This window comes from Mesorhizobium sp. LNJC391B00, from assembly GCF_000502535.1.
Taxonomy (GTDB): domain Bacteria; phylum Pseudomonadota; class Alphaproteobacteria; order Rhizobiales; family Rhizobiaceae; genus Mesorhizobium.
Genome location: NZ_AYWI01000012.1, coordinates 41845 through 61261, shown reverse-complemented (window position 1 = coordinate 61261; position 19417 = coordinate 41845). Strand labels below are relative to the sequence as shown.

Here is a 19417-nt window from a genome sequence, read left to right as displayed (position 1 = left end):
GGTGAATGGTGAATGGTAAGTAGTGAATAGCAGGTAGTAAGTAGCAGCTCGATTATAGGTGAGCGCGCGTTAATCCTATTCACTATTCACTAAGCCCTATTCGCTCTCCCGATGTGGCGAAGAACGAGATCCGCGGCGATATCGCCGGACGGCTTGTCGGTTGCCATGCGCCTGGCAACTTCGGCAAAGCCGTCCTTTTGCCAGGCGCGGTAGGCGGTGTCTGAAAACAGTCCCTCGAGCTGCCGCGCCAGATAGTGCGGCCGCACATACTGGTTGTAGCTTTCCGGCACGACCGGCCGGTCGGCGATAAGGTTGGGCAAAGCAGCGCTCCACACCGTGATCAGGCTCTGCGCCATCAGCATGATCGGATCGAACTTGTAGCAAGAGATCATCGGTACACCCGACAACGCCAGTTCCAGCGAAACCGTTCCTGACGCGATCAGCGCCGCATCGGCCTTGCCGAAGGCCTGCCACTTGCGCTCGGGATCGAGGATGACTTCCGGCTCCTGATCCCAGCGCGCCACCGATGTTTTGACCAGTTCGGCGACATGCGGCACCGTCGGCAGCAACAGCCGCAGCCGGTGGCCGCGCGCGCGCAGCGCCGACACCGTCTCGCCGAACGGACCGATAAGCCGGCTGACCTCGCCGCGCCGCGACCCCGGCAGGACGAGCAGCGTCTTGACGCGATCGGCCGAGAGATCGCGCGGCTGGGCTTGCGCCCTGGCCGCGCCCTGCACGCCTGGATCATGCGTGAGGCGATGTCCGACGTAAGTGCCAGGCGGGCCGCCGAGACGGCTGAGCTCCTTTACCTCGAAAGGCAGGATGCACAGTATGTGGTCGACATAGGGCTTCATCGCGGCCGCCCTACCCGGCCGCCACGCCCAGACGCTCGGGCAGACATAATGGACGATCGGGATCGACGGATCGGCGGCGCGGATCTTTTTGGCGATGCGCAGCGAGAAATCGGGGCTGTCGATGGTGATCAGACAGTCGGGTTTTTCGGCGGCGACAGCACTTGCCGTCTGGCTGATCCGCCGCATCAGGCGCGGCAAGTCACGCAGGATGGCGCTGAGCCCCATCAGCGCGATCTCGGCGCCGTCGAACAGCGGCGCCAGTCCGAGCGCCTGCAGATGCCGCCCGCCAGTGCCGACGAGTTGCACCTCGCGCCCGGTCATGCGCTTCAGCGCCTGCACGATGTCGGCGCCCAGCAGGTCGCCGGATTCTTCGCCGGCGACGATGGCAATCTTCAGCGGCTTCTCAGCTGCCATGGACAGACTCCGCAGCCGGCAGGCCGAACACGAACAGGCCGAGCGCATTGGCGCGCGCGAGAACGGCGGGGCCTTCGAGGATGAGCGAACGGCCGGCTTCGACGGCAATGCCGGCGAGCCCCGCTGCATGCGCCGCCTCGACGGTCTGGGGGCCAATAGATGGCAGATCGGCACGCAATTCCTGGCCAGGCTTGGCGCATTTGACTAGGACACCGCGCGTCTTGCCGGCCAGCCTGCCATGGCCGCGCAACTGCTGCGTCCGCTCGAGCAGTCCGTGGGTGCCCTCGACGCCTTCCAGGGCAACAGTGCGGCCACCGATGGCAATTGCCGCCTGACCAATGTCGAGCGCGCCGATGGCCTTTGCCGCCGCGTGTGCCGCCTCGATATCGCGCCAGTCGGACTTTCGCGGCACTGCTTTGGTCAGCGGCCCTTCGGCCGCGACGAGCCGGGGCACGACTTCATGCGCACCGACAACCTTGACGCCCCGTGCCTCCAGGCCGCGGGTCAATATCTTCAACAGCCCGTCATCGCCGCGGGCAAGCGCCATGGCGAGCGAGGGTATAAGTGCCAGTAGCCCAAGGTTCGGACGCATGTCGACCAACCGCGGCCTGCGCCTGATCTCGCCGGCAAGCACAAGATGGGTGATCCGCCGGCGCCTCAGCAACGCAACCAGCGAGCCGATGTCTTCCAGCGCAAGGCTTTCATGCTCATAGATTGTGAGCTCGGACTGACGGTCGGCCTGACCTTCGACCAGGATGATGACGGGCGGATGTCCGGCCTCCGCCAGGCCGGCGGCAACTTCGACCGGCAAGCTACCGCCGCCGGCAATGATGCCGACCCTGGCGTCCGGCGCAAGATCGAGGCCCGTTGAAGCGGCCTCAGCCTTCGTCATCGGCATCGTCGCCGTCACCACCCTTAAGCGACGGGACGGCAAAATGCCGCTTGCCGCGACTGGTGATGAAATCGATGATTTTCATGGCAGTCGGCGACGACGCAAACTCGGCCTTGGCGAATTCGATGTTCTCGCGGACTGTGCGGGAGCGGTCAAAGATGGTCTTGTAAGCCTTGCGCAGCAGGTGGATTTCGGCGCGCGGCAACCCCGCGCGCTTCAGGCCGATGATGTTGAGTCCACGCAGGCTTGCGCGATTGCCCACCGCAATGGCGTAGGGAATGACATCGCCGACAAAAGCCGAGCAGCCGCCGAGAAAGGCGTTGTCACCAACACGCACGAACTGATGAACTGCGCTGAGGCCGCCAATATAAACGCTGTCACCGACCTCGCAATGGCCGCCCAGGGTCGCGCCATTGGCGAAGGTGGCGTTTTTACCGACGACGCAATCATGGGCAATGTGGGCATAGGCAAGGAAATTGCCGTTGTCGCCGACGGTCGTCTCGCCGCGGCTGGAATCGGTGCCGAGATGCATGGTCACGCCTTCGCGGATCGTGCAGTTCTGGCCGATGACCAAAGTGGTGCGGCCGCCCTTGTGTTTGGTGTTCTGCGGCGGTCCGCCCAGTGTCGCCATTGGATAGACCTTGGTCGCGGCGCCAATGGTTGTCGCGCCCAGCACCGACACATGGCTGACCAGTTCGACGCGGTCACCGATCACGGCCTCAGCGCCGACGTAGCAGAAAGGTCCTATGGAGGCGCCTTCGCCGATCTGCGCGCCGGCCTCGATGACGGCCGAGGGGTGGATTGAAGTCTGTATTTTCATGAGCATTTCGAACCGTCAGCCGGTAACCATCATTGCCGAGATCTCGGCTTCGGCGGCCTTTGTGCCCTCCACCATGGCCTCGCAGGCGAATTTGAGCAGATTGCCGCGCATCTTGATTTTCTTGACGTGGATTTTCAACTGGTCGCCCGGGACGACCGGTTTGCGGAATTTCGCATTATCGATGGTCAGGAAATAGACCAGCGAGGGCTTTTCCGTGTTGAGGTTACGGATGCAGATCGCGCCGGCGGTCTGCGCCATGGCCTCGACGATGAGCACGCCCGGCATCACCGGCTGATCCGGGAAATGGCCCTGGAAATGCGGCTCATTGATGGTCACGTTTTTGATGCCGATGGCAGAATCATTGCCGTCGATATCGATGATGCGGTCGATCATCAGGAAGGGATAGCGATGCGGCAAAAGCTTCATCAACCCCAATATATCGACCGCTTCGAGCGTCGCCGGCACCATCTCAGCTACTTCCCCCTTCGCCCTGCTTGCGCGTCCTGGCGAGCTTCCTCAGCATGGCGATCTCGCGCATGGCTTCCGCCATCGGCTGCGCCGGATAGCCTCCCCAGATCTCGCCCGCCGGCACGTTGCTCATGAACCCGCTTCTTGCAGCAAGCTTGGCCCCTGATCCGATGGTCAAATGATCGGCAAGGCCAACGCCGCCCCCCATGGTGACACCGTCGCCGACGGTGACGGAGCCGGAAATACCAGAGAGCCCGGCAATAATGCAATTGCGGCCGATGCGAACGTTATGGGCGATCTGCACCAGATTGTCGATCTTGGTGCCCTGACCGATGACCGTATCCGACATGGCGCCGCGATCGACGGTCGTGTTCGAGCCGATTTCGACATCGTCCTGAATGATGACGCGGCCGACCTGCGGCACACGCTCGGGCCCTTTGGCGCCGCCGACAAAGCCGAAGCCGTCCTGGCCTATCCTGGCGCCGCCATGAATGATGACGCGGTTACCGATCAGCGCGTACTGAACACTGACACCCGGTCCGATATAGCCGTCGCGGCCGATCTGGCATGACGGACCGATAACGGCGTGGGGGGCAATGACCGTTCCGCTGCCGATGGAAGCACGCGGGCCGACGACGGCTCCGGCCTCGATGATCGCGCCGGCCTCGATATGCGCCGTGGTATCGACATGAGCTTGCGGCGAGACCCCGGTTTCGCTGGTCATCGGTCCCGGCGTAGCCGCTGTCGGGAACAGCAGCCGGCCGATCATGGCGAAGGCCTGCTGCGGGCGCGGATGCACCAGAACCGCAATGCCGGCCGGCGCCTTGCCGGCGAACTCGGCGGGACAAAACACGGCCGCCGCCTTGAGCGACTGCATCAGCGCGAAATTGCGCTTGCCGTCGACGAAGACGAGCGCACCCTCGCCGCCTTCGTTCGCTGGCGCCAACGCATCGATCGATATGTGGGCAAGGTCGGAATCGACGAGCGACGCGCCGGTCAGATTCGCGACTTCGCCGGCCGTATACCGGCGTGATGGCGCGAAGAACACCGGATCGGTCATTCCAGAAGCAATATCCAGCTAGGTCGGATCAATTCTCATCCGGACCCCAACGGCCCGGAAGCATCGTTACCGCAAGATCAGAAGCGGCTCGACATGCCGAAGTTGAATTCCTGCACGTCGTCGGTCTTTTCCTTCTTGATGGGCATCGCGTAGTCAATGCGGATCGGGCCAAAAGGCGATGACCACAGCAAGCCGACACCAACCGAAGCGCGCAACTCTAGATCAGTTGAAGCTTGAGTAACCCCGGCGACGTTTATCTTGCTGCCGTACAGTGTGGCGGCATCAGCAAACACAGCGCCGCGCACACCAAAGCTTTCCGGAATGACCGGTATCGGGAATTGAGCTTCGGCCGACGCATTGAAATAGGTGGTGCCGCCGAGGTGGTCACCCGTTGCAATATCCGCGGGGCCGATACCGCCATACTCGAAGCCGCGGATCATGCGGTCGCTGCTCTGGAACTGATCGAAGATACGCAGGCCGTTGTCGCCATAGCCCGCGATATGGCCAGCACCGCCTGAGATCAGGCCGACCAGATCCAGCTGTTCGGACAACGTCTGGTAGACAGTGCCACGACCGGTAACCTTTACGAATTTGGCATCGCCACCAAGGCCGGCCACTTCCATGGTCGTGGTGGCGTAGATGCCTTCATGCGGGCTCTTCATGTCGTCGATGGTGTTGTAGACCAGCCCAAGGCTGACCGACGACTTGATCCAAGGGCTCTCATCAATTCCCTGGACGATTGCCGCAGATACGTTGCAGTCCGCGTCGGGAATCCCGTCGCCAGGGGCGTTGCCCGGGATGGCAGGATTGTTATCGCAACCGTCGTCGAGCTTGTACTTCTCCTGGGCGATATTGTACGCCAACTGTGTCGAGATGTTGTCGGTGATCGGCAGGCCGAAGCGCACCGTCGCACCCAGCGTCTCGCTGTCATAGTGGTCGTAGTTGCGCGTCTGCTGGAAGATGTCGAAGCCGGCAGCGATACGGCGCCCGAGGAAATAGGGCTCGGTGAAGGACAGGCTGTAGTCGCGCGAATTCTTGCCACCACCCGCCGAAACCTTGATGTACTGGCCGCGACCGAGGAAGTTGCGCTCCGCGACCGAACCTTCGACGGACGGACCCGCAGTATCGCCACCGGTCGAATATCCTGCGCCAACCGAGAACTCGCCGGTCGATTTCTCGACTACGTCAACCACGAGCACGACCTGGTCTGGCTCAGAACCCGGGACAGTCGAAACGTCGACTTTCTCAAAGTAATCCAGCTTTTCCAGCCGCTTCTTCGCGCGCTGGATGAGTACCTGGTTGAAGGCGTCGCCTTCGCTGACATCGAACTCACGACGAATGACATAGTCGCGCGTGCGGTCGTTGCCGCGGATTTCGATGCGCTCGATATAGGCCTTGGTGCCCTGGTCGATCGTATAGACGACCGAAATGGTGTGGTTCTCGAAGTTGCGATCGCCGCGCGGCGTCACCTGGGCGAAGGCATAGCCCGAACCCGCGACCTTTTCGGTCAGCGCGATGATGGTGTCCTCGACATCCTTGGCGTTGTAGACGTCGCCCTTGTGGGTCTGAACCACCGATTCCAGCGCCTTCGAGTCGACTTCGGGAATGGTGCTCTCGACGCTGACGTCGCCGAACGTATAGCGGTCGCCTTCCTGGACGGTGATGGTAACGGTGTACTGGTTGGTCGTGTCGTCGAGCTCGCCGACAGCTGAGACCACCTGGAAGTCGGCATAGCCGTGATTGTAATAGAAGCGGCGCAGCGATTCCTGGTCGGCGCGGAGCTTGTCCTCGTCATAGACGTCGTCACGCAGCACGAAGGACAGGAAGCTCGAGCGCTTGGTGGCGATGACGTCGGACAGGCGGCGGCTCGAATAGGCGCTGTTGCCGACGAAATTGACGGCGGCGATCTTGGTGCGGCCGCCTTCGTTGATGTTGAAGACCACGTTCACGCGGTTGTCGCCGAGATCCATGATCTGCGTCGTGACAGCGGCGTCATCGCGGCCAATTCGCCTGTAGGCAGCCTTCACCGCCTCGACATCGGAGTCCAGCGTTGCCTGGGAAAACGTCCCGCGCGGCTTCAACTGCACGGCGACTGCCAGCGCATTGTCCTTGAGCTTCTTGTTGCCCTGGAACAGAACCTGGTTGACGACCTGATATTCGGCAACCTTGACCACCAGCGTCGAACCGACCTGATTGATCTGCACGTCTGAGAACAGCCCGGTACCGAACAGCGCCTTGACCGCATCGTCGATATCGGCGCTGGAAAACGCCTTGCCCGGCTTGATGGTGATGTAGTTGCGGATGGTGTCGGCGTCGACACGCTGGTTGCCGCTGACCTCGACTCTCGAGACAACGGCTGCCTGCGCCGCAGATGTGGCAACGAACTGCACGGCGAGCGCACCTGGTACAACCAGAGCGGCGGACATAGCCACCGCGGACGCGGCGCTCAAAAATTTGGATGCTGCCTTCATCGGGCTTTTGTACCTTTTCTCGAAGTCCCCACGGCGAGAAAACCGGACGTGCGGTAATTTCTCCTACCGTATTAACCGGATTTTCCCTACACGCAAGGCTTCAGGTTAATTTGTAATTACTTAACCCTGATGCGTGGCTTTCGCGTCACGCATACCCCCGTGCATGGTAAACGGCGTCTCAACATTGCCGGTGCTGAAGCCAAATTTCTTCATGATTTCAGCACCCAAACAGATCGTTCCAGAAGACGAAGCCCATAAATCCCAACACCAGAAAGAGGCCGGCCCGGTATCCCATTTCCATCATCCGCTCCGATACCGGACGCCGGAAAACGGCTTCGAGTGCGTAGAACAGGAGGTGGCCGCCGTCGAGGGGGGGAATCGGCAAAAGGTTCAGAATTCCGATCCCGACCGATAGCCCGGCGACGAGTTGCACCAGCCATAGGAAGCCCAGCTTTGCCGCCTGCCCCGACATCTTGGCGATCTTGATGGGGCCGCCCAGCTGGCATTTGTCTTCGCGGCCGACAACGAATCGCTGCAGGAACTGGCCGGTGCGCTGAATGACGTGCCCCGTCTCCTCGACCGCGGCGCCGACTGCTCCGACAGGGCTGTAGGTGATCAGCCTGGGCTGGCCGACATCCTTGTTGTTGACGACGCCGATGACGGCCACCTTGACCTTGTTGCCCAGCGCGTCCAGCTGCTCCATCGGCTCCGGCGTCGCGACGACGGTGACCTCCTTGCCGTCGCGCAACATGGTGAAGGTGATGGCGTCGCCGCCGCGGCCTGAGACCAGGCGTTGGACGTCGGCGAAGGTCTCAACCTTGCTGCCGTCGACGGCGACGAATCGGTCGCCTGGCAAAATGCCGGCCCTTTCGGCTGGACTGCCGGCGGTGACCGCCGCCACCATCGGCTCAAACACAGGGCGGCCATAGAGGGAAAACAGCACGGCAAAGACGGCAATGGTCAAAAGGAAGTTGAACAGCGGTCCGGCCACCACCGTGGCGGCGCGTTTCCAGATGGGTTGCGTGTGGAAGGCGACCTTGCGTTCAGCGTCAGTCAGCGTTTCCAGATCTTCCGAACTCGGCTGGCTCGACGTGGCGCTCATGTCGCCGACGAATTTGACATAACCGCCGAGCGGTATGGCGCAGAGCTTCCAGCGCGTGCCGTGGCTGTCGTTGAAGCCGAGAAGTTCGGGGCCGAAGCCGATCGAAAAGGCCTTCACGCCAATGCCGCACCAGCGGCCGACCAGGTAATGGCCCATTTCGTGAATGAAGACGACTACGGTCAGCACGAACAGAAACGGCACCAGCGTGCCGAGGACAAAGCCTTCCGTGCTGAACAACGCGTGAAGAATTTCGTTCAAGTCATGCCCTCAAATTCACCCGCGGCAAAAGGTGTCGCCGCGACTGTGACATCAATCCAGGCGAATCCGTGGCGTGCGCCATTTCTTCGCCGTGAAATATCACTCAAGCCGGAAACAGCCCCTGCGCCGGATGATCGGCGCCCGCCGAAATCCAGCCGATCACGTATAGGGCAAAAGCCGCCGCGACAAGCCCGTCCACCCTGTCCATGACACCGCCATGCCCGGGTATCAACGCGCTTGAATCCTTGCGGCCGTGGCGGCGCTTGACCCAGGATTCGAAGAGATCGCCAGCCTGGGCAACAATCGACAGCACCAGCGCAACCAAGGCGAGGACGCCAAGATTGCCGGCCCCGGCGGCGGCAGCCAGAAGCACGCCGGCGGCCACGCCGCCGACAGCGCCGCCAAGCGCGCCGCTCTGCGTCTTGCCGGGGGATATAGATGGCGCGAGCTTGGGCCCACCGACGGAGCGGCCGACGAAATAGGCGAAGATGTCGGTCGCCCAGACCACGGCGAACAGAAACAGGATTGCGACCAGGCCGGGATGGTCGCCGCCGCGCAGCAGCGCCAGCGATAAGCCGGACAAAGCCGCGTAGGCAAGACCGGCTGCATCCCATTGCGCCGCTCCACGCATACGGGCGCCGACAGCAGCGACCACAACCATGGCCAGGACAAGAGACAGAAGCCACGATGCCGGCACGCCTGCAACCAGGGCGACGACGAAAACCAGAAGCAGCGCTTCGGGAATGAAGCCGAGGGTCGCACCGGCCAAGGGGCGCGACATGCGCGCCCATTCATAGAAGATGACCGCCGATATCACGGCGCAAAGCAGGCGGAACCACAGCCCTCCCAACCAGGTCAGGCCAAGCGCTATTGCGGCCAGCACCAGCGCCGAGACGATGCGAAGCTGAAGATTGTTCATCCCGCCGCCGATCACGAGGCAGCGACATCTTGAGCGGCAAGCCCGCCAAAACGGCGCTCGCGGCCAGCAAAATCGCGCAATGCGTCGGCCAGGTGTTCGCGGCTGAAGTCAGGCCAGTAGCAAGGCAGAAAAACCAGTTCGCTGTAGGCTGCCTGCCACAGAAGGAAGTTCGACAGCCGAAGCTCGCCACTGGTGCGGATGACCAGCTCCGGATCGGGAATGCCTGCGGTGTCGAGGGCGCCGGCAAAAGTGTCTGCCGTGATCGCCTCTGCGTCGATCTCGCCGCGCGCCACTGCGGCTGCGAGCTTGCGTGCCGTGCGCACGATCTCGTCGCGCCCGCCATAGTTGAAGGCGATGACCAAGGTCAGCGATTCATTGCGCGCAGTCAGCGATTCGGCCTCTTCGAGCAGGCCCCTGATGTCCGGCTGCAGCCCCGCCCTGTCACCGATGATCCTGACGCGCACGCCGTTCTGGTGCAGTTCGGCCAGATCGCGGCGGATGAACAGCTTCAAAAGCCCCATCAGGTCGCTCACTTCGGCCTTGGGCCGCGACCAGTTTTCCGATGAAAAGGCGTAGACGGTCAGGAAGGAAATGCCGAGACCGGGCGCGGCGCGCACCGTCTTGCGCAGCGCTTCGACGCCGGCGCGATGGCCGGCAAGCCGCGGCATGCCGCGCGCCTTGGCCCAGCGTCCGTTTCCATCCATGATGATAGCGACATGCGCGGGCGTTGCCATTGTCTCGCTTTCGGGCCGGTGTGGGCCGACCCTAGACCTGCATGATTTCAGCTTCCTTATCGGAAAGCAGGTGATCGATGGTGCTGATCGTCTCGTCGGTCAGCTTCTGGACCTGATCGGAGCGCTTCCGCTGATCGTCCTCGCTGATGTCGCCGTCCTTTTCCGCCTTCTTCAAGAAGTCCATGCCGTCGCGACGGACATGGCGCACCGCAACGCGGGCGTTCTCGGCGTAGCCATGCGAGATCTTGACCAGTTCCTTGCGGCGCTGCTCGTTGAGCTCGGGCAGCGGAATTCTGAGATTGGTGCCGTCGACGATCGGATTGAAGCCCAGATTGGATTCTCTGATGGCACGATCGACCGCGCCGACCATCGACTTGTCCCAGACCGAAACCGAGATCATGCGCGGCTCCGGCACCGACACGTTCGCCACCTGGTTGATGGGCATGGTGGTGCCGTAGGCCTGGACCTGGATGGCGTCGAGCAGATTGCTGGAGGCACGGCCGGTGCGCAGCGAAGCCAGATCGTGCTTGAAGGCGGCGATCGCGCCATCCATGCGCCGCTTGAGGTCGTCGAACTCACCACTCATCTTAGTCTCCTCGACCCGTTTGATCCGGGTTCACTGCTTAGGGCCTATATCCGGACCCTCTTTCGAAAACTGATCCCTTTTTAGGAGAGTATACTCCGGATTATTCGTCGGCGACGATCGTGCAACGGCCGCCGCCCCGCAGAATATCGCCGAAACCACCTTTTTCGTGGATCGAATAGACGATTATCGGGATGTTGTTTTCGCGCGCAAGTGCAATTGCGGCGGTATCCATGATCGAAAGGCCCTTGTTGATGACTTCGGCATGGCTGATGCGCTCGAAGCGGGTCGCATTCGGATCCTTCTTGGGATCGGCCGAATAGACGCCGTCGACCTGGGTGCCCTTGAACAGCGCGTCGGCGCCGATCTCGGCGGCGCGCAAGGCCGCGGCCGAATCGGTGGTGAAGAACGGATTGCCGGTGCCGCCGGCGAAAATGACGACCTTGCCCTGGTTCATATAGGCGGTGGCCTGGCGCTGGGAAAAACTCTCGCAAAGTTCGGGCATGGCTATGGCCGACAGCACGACGGCGTCGACGCCGATCTTGTTCAGCGAGGTGCGCAGCGCCAGCGAGTTGATGACGGTGGCCAGCATGCCCATGTGGTCGCCGGTAACGCGGTCGCCGCCCTTGGATGCCACCGCCACGCCGCGAAAGATATTGCCGCCGCCAATGACGACGCCGACCTCGATGCCAAGTGCGCGGGCTTCGGCGATGTCGGCGGCGATTCGGTCGACCACCGAGACATCGATGCCGAAATGCTGCTCGCCCATCAACGCTTCGCCCGACGCTTTCAGCAGGACACGTCGATAGAGGGGCTTTGCCGTCATCTGGACCTCGTCATTGTTGCGTGTGGCAGCCTGGGCAGGCCGCCCTCGCGCGGGCGCCGCCGCTGGCGCGATGCCGAGTTCCGATACACGAAGGGCGCCGCGATGTCACGCGGCGCCCCTCGCCCAATTCCGCCTTCCCGTCGCGGCCCGTCAGTTGCTGGTGATGCTGACGGCGTCGCCCTCGACCAGCAGCGGCGGCGCATAACCCAACGGCTTGTCGCCGGTCACGGCGCCGCCGGTAACCCGGGCTTGTATGTCGGAACCGAAATAGGCGTACGGGAATGGCGGCGGTGTCCTGCTGACCGTATCCAGCCGCGCGCGAAGCTCGGCGGGTAAAGTGAAATCCAACGCCGCTAGATTGTCCTGCAACTGCGCCAGCTTGGTGGCGCCAAGAATCACGGTGGCGATGCCCGGTTGCGTTGCCACCCAGTTGAGCGCGACCTGCGCCATGCTGCGTCCGAGTTCGGCGGCAACTTTTTCGAGCTCCGCCACGATCGCCCAGTTGCGCTCGGTGAACTTCTGGAACCCCGGATGAGTGGTGTTGCGAAAGCCGTCGAGCCGGCCGGCATGGCCTTCCTGCGTCGGCCGGTACTTGCCGCTGAGCAGCCCGCTGGCCAGCGGGCTCCACACCATGATTCCTGCGCCATGGCGGGTGCCGAAGGGCACGAACTCATTTTCGATCGAACGCTCCGCCAGCGAATATTCAAGCTGCAAGGCCGACACCGGCTCGTAGCCGCGCCACTCGGCGATCGTCTGCGCGCGGGCAGCATACCAGGCCGGCACATCGGACAGGCCGACATGGCGAATTTTGCCCGCACGCACGAGATCATCCATCGTGCGCATGACCTCCTCGGCCGGCGTCAGCCCGTCCCAGACATGGAGGAGGTAGAGGTCGATATAGTCAGTGCCCAACCGCTTCAGCGAGGCGTCCACGGCGCGCAAGATGTTCTTGCGGCCATTGCCACCGGCGTTCGGATTGCCGGGCTCCGCGTTGAAGGTGAATTTCGTGGCGATCACCGCTCTGTCGCGCAAGCCTCGCTCGGCGATGAATTCGCCGAGCCAGGTTTCGGCTGTGCCGCCGGTGTAGAGGTCGGCGGTGTCGAAGAAATTGCCGCCGGCCTCGACATAGGCGTCGGCCATGGCGCGCGCGGTTTCCCTGTCCGCGCCCCAGCCCCATTCGGTGCCAAAGGTCATGGTGCCCAGTGCCAGCCGGCTGACGCGCAGGCCGCTGTTGCCCAGTGTGTAATAGCTCATGGTCATGGTGTTTTTCCTATCCTGATTTCTTGACGCCGGCTCACTGGCCAGGCGTCATCTTGACCCAGGGATTGCCGCGCTCATGCGTGGCGCGGAAAACGAAGCCGTCGACTTTCCAGCCGGTCCCGGAGCGAACCAGATGGTGCTCGTAGGTGCCCCAGACTTCCCACAGCGGGTCGCCATTGCCTTCCATCCGGTTCCAGGCATAGCCGTTCGAAGAGACGGTCGCCGCGTCCGCCTCAAAGATCACCTGGTGATTGGTGCGCAGATGCAGGCTGGTCTTGCTGCCCCTGAGGTTGCCGGCCCAGGTACCGATCAGATTGTCGGAGGGGATGGTGGCGGCAGGCTGTCCTGACAGGCTGCTGAAGTCGACGGTGACACGGTCGGCGAAATAGGAGCGGGCAAGCTTCCAGTCCTGCGCATCGACGGCACGGTCGATGGCATCGGCGATGCGGATGACGGCGCGTTCGTCGGCGAGCGCGCGCCAACCGGACGGCTCGGCGCCGCCGGCATCGACCGGCGCTAGGGCAAGGCCTGCGGCGAAGGTAGCGTGTTTCAAGGCATCCATCTCTCTTCTCCTTTGTGCATCGGTGATGGCAATATGGGTCAGCCTGTCGGCATCGAGAAGATTGAAGTGTTTGCAAGGACTATGCGATATCATGCATGAATGGACCGGGATCTGCTCAGTCATTTGCCTGTCATCGTCGCCGTTGCCCGACGCGGCGGCTTTGCGCTTGCCGCGGCCGAACTGGGCATGTCCCCATCCGCCGTCAGCCATGCGGTGCGCCTCGTGGAGGGGCGGATCGGCCAGCCGCTGTTTGCGCGCACCACGCGCAGCGTCTCGCTGACGGAAGCCGGCAAGGCGCTGGTGGAGACGGCAGCCCCTGCTCTCCAGGATATCGCCGACCGGATGGACCGCATCCGAGCCGTCAAGGGCCGGCCCTCCGGCTTGCTCAGGTTGAACGTTCCCAACATCGCCGTTCCACTTGCCGTCACTCCCGTGGTCGCCGCGATGGCTGAACGCTATCCTGATGTGACCATCGAATTGCTCATCGACCAGGAGCTGGTGGACATTGTCGGCGAGGGTTTCGATGCCGGCATCCGGCTGGGCGAGATGATCGCACAGGACATGGTCACGGTCCGGCTGACGCCGCCATTCAACGCCGTGATCGTCGCCTCCCCCGCCTATGTCGGCCGGCATGGCCGTCCGCGCGGTGTGACGGATCTTTCGGACCACAATTGCGTCGGCTACCGGCTTGTGCGCTCCGGCGCACTCTATCGCTGGGACCTGACCGAGGACGGCAAGGATGTCGTGGCCGAGACGAAGGGTACGGTCATCGTCACCGATTCGCTGGCCGCGATCGACCTTGCGCTTGCCGGCGTCGGGCTGATCTATGTGTTCGAGCCGCTGGTGCGCGCGGAATTGGCCGCCGGCCGCCTCGTTCAGATCCTGCCGCAAACGGCGATCGAGGAGCCCGGCCTCTTCCTCTACTTCCCGCGCAGGGCGTCGATGGCGCCAAAGCTCAGGGCCTTCATCGACACCGCACAAGAAATCGGCCGAGCATCCTTGCGGACACCCGGCCGAGTTGCCTGAGCTGAGAAGCCCCTTTTCAGGGGCTATTTTTAAACTACTTCTTCACCGCCGCCGCGACTTCCGCCGCGAAATCGGTCTCTTCCTTTTCGATGCCTTCGCCCAGCGCAAAGCGCAGATAGGCGGAGATCTTGGCCGGAGCGCCGATGTCCTTCTCGGCATCCTTCAGCGCCTGCTCGACAGTGATGTCGGGATTGAGCACGAAGGCCTGCTTGAGGAGCACGACTTCCTCGTAGAACTTGCGCAGGCGGCCTTCGACCATCTTTTCGATGATCGCTTCCGGCTTGCCGGACTGGCGCGCCTGGTCGGCGAAGATCGCCTTCTCGCGCTCGACCGCTGCCGGATCGATCTGCTCGGCGGTCAACGCCAGCGGGTTGGTGGCGGCGACATGCATGGCGACCTGGCGGCCAAAGGCGTTGGTGGCATGCTCATTGCCCGTGGTCTCGATCGCGACCAGAACGCCGAGCTTGCCAAGACCATCGGCAACCGCATTGTGGACGTAGGTTGCGACAGCACCGTGCGGGACGGTGAGCTTGGCCGAACGGCGGAAGCTCATGTTCTCGCCAATGGTGCCAACGGCGTCCTTGATGGTGTCAGTGACCGACTTGTCCGAACCCGGATACTTTGCGGCAGAGACAGCCTCCGTCGTGCCATAAGCAAGCGCGACCTTGGCGACATTGCGAACGATCTCCTGGAACTGCTCGTTGCGGGCCACGAAATCGGTCTCGGAGTTAACCTCGACGATGGCGGCCTCGCGGACGCCGGAGTCGACGCCGATCAGGCCTTCGGCGGCAGTACGGCCAGCCTTCTTGTCGGCCTTGGAAATGCCCTTCTTGCGCAGCCAGTCGACGGCCTCTTCGATGTTGCCGTTGGTCTCGGTCAACGCCGCCTTGCAGTCCATCATGCCCGCGCCGGTCAAGTCGCGGAGTTCTTTGACCTGTGCAGCCGAAATGCTCATTGTCGCCTCTTTGTTTTAAATGCACCGACGCACCACCGGTACTCGGTGATGCGTCCGTCTAGCGTGCCAAATATGAGAATGATGAAGGCCGCAACCGGCCTTCGATTGTCAAGCTTCCGGAGCGTCCGCAGCCGGGGCCGGAGCCGGATCAAGCGCCGGTTCGACCGGAGCTTCGACCGAGGCGCCGATGTCGACGCCGAGCGCGCCCTGCTGGCGGGCGATGCCGTCGATGGCAGCCTTGGCGATCAGGTCGCAATAGAGCTGGATGGCGCGCGCCGCGTCGTCATTACCGGGGATCGGGAAGTCGATCTTGTCCGGATCGCAGTTCGAATCGATGATGGCAACGACCGGAATGCCGAGGCGCTTGGCCTCGAGAATGGCGATCGCTTCCTTGTTGGTGTCGATGACGAACATCAGGTCGGGCGTCGAGCCCATGTCCTTGATACCGCCGAGCGCCTTGTCGAGCTTCTCGCGCTCGCGGTCGAGGTTCAGGCGTTCCTTCTTGGTCAGGCCCTGGGCTTCGCCGGCCAGCATCTCGTCGAGCTTGCGCAGGCGCTGGATCGAATTCGAGATCGTCTTCCAGTTGGTCAGCATGCCGCCGAGCCAACGCGAGTTGACATAGTATTGGGCCGAACGCTGTGCGGCGTCGGCGACGATGTCGGACGCCTGGCGCTTGGTGCCGACGAACAGCACGCGGCCGCCCTTGGCAACGGTGTCGGAAACCTGCTTCAGAGCCTGGTGCAGCAAAGGCACCGTCTGCGACAGGTCGATGATGTGGATGTTGTTGCGGGCGCCGTAGATGTAAGGCGCCATCTTCGGGTTCCAGCGGTGGGTCTGGTGGCCGAAGTGAATGCCAGCTTCCAAAAGCTGGCGCATGCTGAAATCAGGCAGTGCCATTCTTAGTTCCTTTTCCGGTTAGCCTCCACGGACACAGGCATTTTTGGACTTTGTCCTCGAACGCCACCGGAGGTTTCAGCCGGATTTCTCCCGGGCAGACACCAAAGTCCGTGTGTGGAATGAGCGCGCATATAGAGGGGAAGCGCTGCAAACGCAAGCGGTGAGGTGCTTCATCGCTCAGCGTGCGGCAATCAGCGCTCCGGTGATCATGGCGCTGCCGGCGAACCGGTTAATCAGCCGCATGCGTTCGGGCGTCCTGAACCAGCCGGATGCCCTGCCCGCCAGCGCGGCGTAGATGCCCATGGTGAGAATATTGGCGCCGACGACGACTGCCACCACCAGCAGGCCGTCGGCAAACGTCATGGTGTCGAGGTTGAGGATCAGCGGCATGATCGAGGCGTGGAACAGGATCGCCTTCGGGTTGCCGAGCGCCACGGAGGCGCCAAGCAGGAACGAACGCGACAATCCGGTTTGGGGGATTCCTTGCGCGGCCGATTGCGCGGCCGCGGCCCGCCACATCTTGATGCCGAGGAAAATCAGGTAGGCCGCACCGGCGTATTTCAACAGGAGAAACACCCATTCGAAGGTCTGGGCCAGCGCCACCAGCCCGAGCAGTGCCAGGGTGACCAGCACGGCATCGCCGGCGGCAATGCCCATTCCGGCGACGAACGCACGCAGGAAGCCGCGTGCCACGCCGTTGGTGATCACCGTGAACATCGCCGGTCCCGGCGTGGCGGCGGCAAGTGTGATGGCAAGGCAATAAGCCAGGAATGCCGTTAGGGTCACGATCGGCCCTTTCCGTTGGGTACCCGTACGCGCCTGAAGATCGCAACGATCTCCTCGCGGCTGCATTCGATGGCGCCGAGCCGCACCGCCCGGTCGCGCTCGAAGCCGGTTATGTCATAGTGCGGCGCCGATGTCCTGGGCGGCCCCTGGTAGGACGAACGCTTGACGCCAAGCTCGGCGGCGAAACGATGCAGTTCGTCCGTATCGTCGGCCATCAGGTGGCACCAGCGATGGCCGGCCCATTTCCAGATCGCCGCATCGACATAGATCGCCATCGGGAACTGCCATCAAGCCTGCCGTGGCCAGCGCCGCATTGTTGCTATTTCGAGACCGGGCAAGGCTTGGTCTGATCGAACAGCGACAGGTTGACCAGCTTTCCGGTCATCGAGAACTCGCCATAGTCCATTGTGAGGTCGCGGGTGATGCCGTTCTCGTGCAGCTTGAAGCTGATGCGGTATTCCGGCACCTCTTCGCCCGATTTGTCGGTCTCGTCGAAATAGGCGATGTCGACCGGCCAGTATTTGTCGCCTGCAAGCTTGGCCAGCGCCGGCGCTTCGGGGTCGGCCTTGTCGCCCTCGGCCTTCTTGCCGACGATGACGGTGGTGGTCATCACCTTGTTGGCATCCTCCGAACCGTCGAACAGGCTGGTTTCGTAGAAATTCTCGCCCTTCTCGGCCTTGCCGATCAGTTCGACCAGATGCTGGGTCGGGAACTGAGTAGCGGCGAGTTCCAGGCTGTTCTTCTCGGGCTTGTCGATGTCGACCTTGAGGCCCTTGGTCTCTTTCGTGGCGGTGCCCTTGACCTCCTTGTCTAGGTTCTGGTCGACGAAGGATTTGGTCACGAACGAGAAGGTCTTGCCTTCAGCGTCCTCGAACGTGGTCGTCTGCTGGTCGGTCAGCCTGGTGTTGTCGCCGGTGGCGATCTGGGTGACGAAACGGAATTTTACCGTATAGCCCTCGCAGGGCGAGCCGTTGAACTCATAGACCATGCGGCCGGAAATGCCGGTGATGCCCGAGCGGTCCGACGCCTTGTCGAGGGTAAGATCGTAGACGGCGCGATGCGCCTGCAGCGCCGGCACGGCAAAGGCTGGAGCCATCGAGAACAGCACCGGAACGAGAACGGCGTGGAAGGCAAGGCGCGTTGCGCGCATAAAGGGCTCCGATCGTCGCAGCTGATGGCAGGCCGCAGGTAAGGATGGTCCAGCTTAAAAAAAGTCGTGGCGGAAGCGAGGCAAAAATAGCAATTTCGGCCCGGCCAGCGCGGCGTCTCCAAGCAATAGGGAAATACGATGAGTGAAACAATCGAAAAGCGGCTAAGCGATCTCGGCGTGACGATACCTGCCGCCGCAGCGCCCGCCGCGAACTATGTGCCCTATTGCAGGTCCGGCAATCTTTTGTTCACCGCCGGGCAGTTGCCGCTCAAGGACGGCAAGCTGCAGGCAAGCGGCCTGCTCGGCCGCGACGTCGATACCGAAACCGGCAAGGAAGGCGCAAAGTACTGCGCAATCAATGTCTTGGCCCAAGCAAAAGCAGCACTTGGCGATCTCGAAAAAATCCAGCGGCTGGTCAAGATCACCGTCTTTGTTGCATCAGTGCCGGATTTCGTCGAGCAGCATCTGGTCGCCAATGGCGCCTCCGATTTCCTGGTCGCGGCCCTTGGCGAGCGCGGCAAGCACGCCCGCTCCGCCGTCGGCACCGCCTGTCTGCCGCTTAATGCCGCAGTGGAAATCGAAGCCGTCTTCGAGGTCGCATGAGCAGGACCAAGACAATGACCGACCTTTCCTGGCTGACCGCCCGCCCGGTGGCGCATCGCGGCTTTCACGACATGAACAAGACGCGCTGGGAAAACACGCTGTCGGCCTTCGCGGCTGCCGCCGAGCGCGGCTATGCGATCGAATGCGACGTGCATCTGTCGTCCGACCGCGTCCCCGTCATCATTCATGACGGCGATCTCAGGCGGTTGACCGGCCAGGACGGCTTCGTCTGGCAGCGCACGGCGGCGGAAATGACGGCACTCAAGATCGGCGGCACCAGGGACCATATACCGACGTTGCAGCAAGCGCTCGACGTGGTCGATGGCCGTGTGCCGATGGTTATCGAATTGAAGGGCGTGCCCGGCTACGACGAGGGCCTGGTGGCGAGCGTCGGCAAGATGCTGGAGCGCTACAAGGGCAAGGCGGCGATCATGTCGTTCGACCATTGGCTGGTCCGCGATTTCCCCAGGGATGCGCCAGGAATTCCGGGCGGGCTCACGGCCTATGGCAAGGACAACCAGTTGATCGAGGCGCATTTCGCCATGCTGGCGCATGACCTCGCCTTCACCTCCTATGCCGCGGGCGATCTGCCGAACCCGTTCGTCAGCTTCGTGCGCGAAAGGCTTAAAATGCCTGTCATCACCTGGACGGTGCATGACCAGCCGGCGGTGGATCTCACCTTCAAATACGCCGACCAGATGACGTTCGAAGGGTTCGAACCCGATCTGGTCAATGTCGCCTGATGGAAGTGCCTGAAACGTGACTTGTAGCGGCCCC

The 19417-nt window shown here is 62.5% G+C and carries 21 protein-coding genes; 3 read left to right on the top strand and 18 right to left on the bottom strand.

Features of this window, described 5'->3' with window-relative positions; all coding sequences use genetic code 11:
* Nucleotides 1-89 precede the first annotated feature (89 nt).
* The 13 genes from lpxB to X750_RS140585 all read right to left on the bottom strand — a co-directional run bounded on the left by lpxB (nt 90) and on the right by X750_RS140585 (nt 13223).
* Nucleotides 90-1268: a lipid-A-disaccharide synthase gene (gene lpxB / locus X750_RS140525; protein ID WP_023748410.1), complete on the bottom strand. Its 1179-nt coding sequence runs from the start codon at nt 1266-1268 to the stop codon at nt 90-92.
* Nucleotides 1258-2160 (bottom strand): UDP-2,3-diacylglucosamine diphosphatase LpxI, encoded by a 903-nt coding sequence (gene lpxI, locus X750_RS140530; protein ID WP_031243404.1) that lies wholly within the window; start codon nt 2158-2160, stop codon nt 1258-1260. Before lpxI ends, lpxB begins: the two co-directional genes overlap by 11 nt.
* Complete coding sequence (lpxA, locus tag X750_RS140535) at nt 2147-2980, bottom strand: acyl-ACP--UDP-N-acetylglucosamine O-acyltransferase (protein ID WP_031243402.1); 834 nt, start codon at nt 2978-2980, stop codon at nt 2147-2149. The genes lpxI and lpxA overlap by 14 nt, the downstream gene beginning before the upstream one ends.
* Nucleotides 2981-2995: 15 nt before the next feature.
* A complete protein-coding gene (fabZ, locus tag X750_RS140540) occupies nt 2996-3448 on the bottom strand; it encodes a 3-hydroxyacyl-ACP dehydratase FabZ (protein WP_023671033.1) in 453 nt (150 codons plus the stop codon).
* A 1-nt stretch (nt 3449) separates the two neighbouring features.
* The gene (lpxD, locus tag X750_RS140545) at nt 3450-4508 is read right to left on the bottom strand and encodes a UDP-3-O-(3-hydroxymyristoyl)glucosamine N-acyltransferase (protein WP_023671032.1); all 1059 of its coding nucleotides are present in this window, start codon (nt 4506-4508) and stop codon (nt 3450-3452) included.
* A gap of 77 nt (nt 4509-4585) precedes the next feature.
* The gene (bamA, locus tag X750_RS140550) at nt 4586-6979 is read right to left on the bottom strand and encodes an outer membrane protein assembly factor BamA (protein WP_031243392.1); all 2394 of its coding nucleotides are present in this window, start codon (nt 6977-6979) and stop codon (nt 4586-4588) included.
* A gap of 217 nt (nt 6980-7196) precedes the next feature.
* Nucleotides 7197-8339, bottom strand: coding sequence for an RIP metalloprotease RseP (gene rseP, locus X750_RS140555; protein ID WP_031243390.1), 1143 nt, complete (start codon nt 8337-8339; stop codon nt 7197-7199).
* 103 nt (nt 8340-8442) lie between these two features.
* Nucleotides 8443-9258: a phosphatidate cytidylyltransferase gene (locus X750_RS140560; protein WP_031243388.1), complete on the bottom strand. Its 816-nt coding sequence runs from the start codon at nt 9256-9258 to the stop codon at nt 8443-8445.
* Between the two features lie 11 nt (nt 9259-9269).
* Nucleotides 9270-10043: an isoprenyl transferase gene (locus X750_RS140565; RefSeq protein WP_280790565.1), complete on the bottom strand. Its 774-nt coding sequence runs from the start codon at nt 10041-10043 to the stop codon at nt 9270-9272.
* Nucleotides 10024-10578 carry a ribosome recycling factor gene (frr, locus tag X750_RS140570; RefSeq protein ID WP_023671027.1) on the bottom strand — a complete coding sequence of 185 codons (555 nt, stop codon included), beginning with the start codon at nt 10576-10578 and terminating at the stop codon, nt 10024-10026. The genes X750_RS140565 and frr overlap by 20 nt, the downstream gene beginning before the upstream one ends.
* Nucleotides 10579-10678: 100 nt before the next feature.
* Entirely contained in the window at nt 10679-11401 is a 723-nt protein-coding gene (gene pyrH / locus X750_RS140575; protein WP_023671026.1) for a UMP kinase, read from the bottom strand.
* Between the two features lie 150 nt (nt 11402-11551).
* The gene (locus X750_RS140580) at nt 11552-12661 is read right to left on the bottom strand and encodes an aldo/keto reductase (RefSeq protein WP_023748402.1); all 1110 of its coding nucleotides are present in this window, start codon (nt 12659-12661) and stop codon (nt 11552-11554) included.
* Nucleotides 12662-12695: 34 nt separating this feature from the next.
* Nucleotides 12696-13223 carry a nuclear transport factor 2 family protein gene (locus X750_RS140585; protein ID WP_023671025.1) on the bottom strand — a complete coding sequence of 176 codons (528 nt, stop codon included), beginning with the start codon at nt 13221-13223 and terminating at the stop codon, nt 12696-12698.
* Between the two features lie 99 nt (nt 13224-13322).
* On the opposite strand from X750_RS140585, the gene X750_RS140590 reads away from it, so the two are divergent.
* Nucleotides 13323-14249 carry a LysR substrate-binding domain-containing protein gene (locus X750_RS140590; RefSeq protein WP_023748401.1) on the top strand — a complete coding sequence of 309 codons (927 nt, stop codon included), beginning with the start codon at nt 13323-13325 and terminating at the stop codon, nt 14247-14249.
* Between the two features lie 34 nt (nt 14250-14283).
* Here X750_RS140590 and tsf read toward each other — a convergent pair whose 3' ends face one another.
* The 5 genes from tsf to X750_RS140615 form a co-directional block, all read right to left on the bottom strand.
* Nucleotides 14284-15204, bottom strand: a complete 921-nt coding sequence (tsf, locus tag X750_RS140595) for a translation elongation factor Ts (RefSeq protein WP_023748400.1) — start codon at nt 15202-15204, stop codon at nt 14284-14286.
* 108 nt (nt 15205-15312) lie between these two features.
* Nucleotides 15313-16101, bottom strand: a complete 789-nt coding sequence (gene rpsB, locus X750_RS140600) for a 30S ribosomal protein S2 (protein ID WP_023671022.1) — start codon at nt 16099-16101, stop codon at nt 15313-15315.
* A gap of 177 nt (nt 16102-16278) precedes the next feature.
* Nucleotides 16279-16887 (bottom strand): LysE family translocator, encoded by a 609-nt coding sequence (locus tag X750_RS140605; protein WP_031243386.1) that lies wholly within the window; start codon nt 16885-16887, stop codon nt 16279-16281.
* On the bottom strand, nt 16884-17162 hold the full coding sequence (locus X750_RS140610; RefSeq protein WP_023748397.1) for a DUF4031 domain-containing protein: 279 nt from the start codon (nt 17160-17162) through the stop codon (nt 16884-16886). The genes X750_RS140605 and X750_RS140610 overlap by 4 nt, the downstream gene beginning before the upstream one ends.
* Before the next feature lie 44 nt (nt 17163-17206).
* Complete coding sequence (locus X750_RS140615; RefSeq protein WP_023671019.1) at nt 17207-18037, bottom strand: cell envelope integrity EipB family protein; 831 nt, start codon at nt 18035-18037, stop codon at nt 17207-17209.
* A 138-nt stretch (nt 18038-18175) separates the two neighbouring features.
* Here X750_RS140615 and X750_RS140620 point away from each other — a divergent pair, with 138 nt between their 5' ends.
* Nucleotides 18176-18640, top strand: coding sequence for a RidA family protein (locus tag X750_RS140620; protein WP_023700733.1), 465 nt, complete (start codon nt 18176-18178; stop codon nt 18638-18640).
* 14 nt (nt 18641-18654) lie between these two features.
* Nucleotides 18655-19383, top strand: coding sequence for a glycerophosphodiester phosphodiesterase (locus tag X750_RS140625; RefSeq protein ID WP_031243384.1), 729 nt, complete (start codon nt 18655-18657; stop codon nt 19381-19383).
* Nucleotides 19384-19417 lie beyond the last annotated feature (34 nt).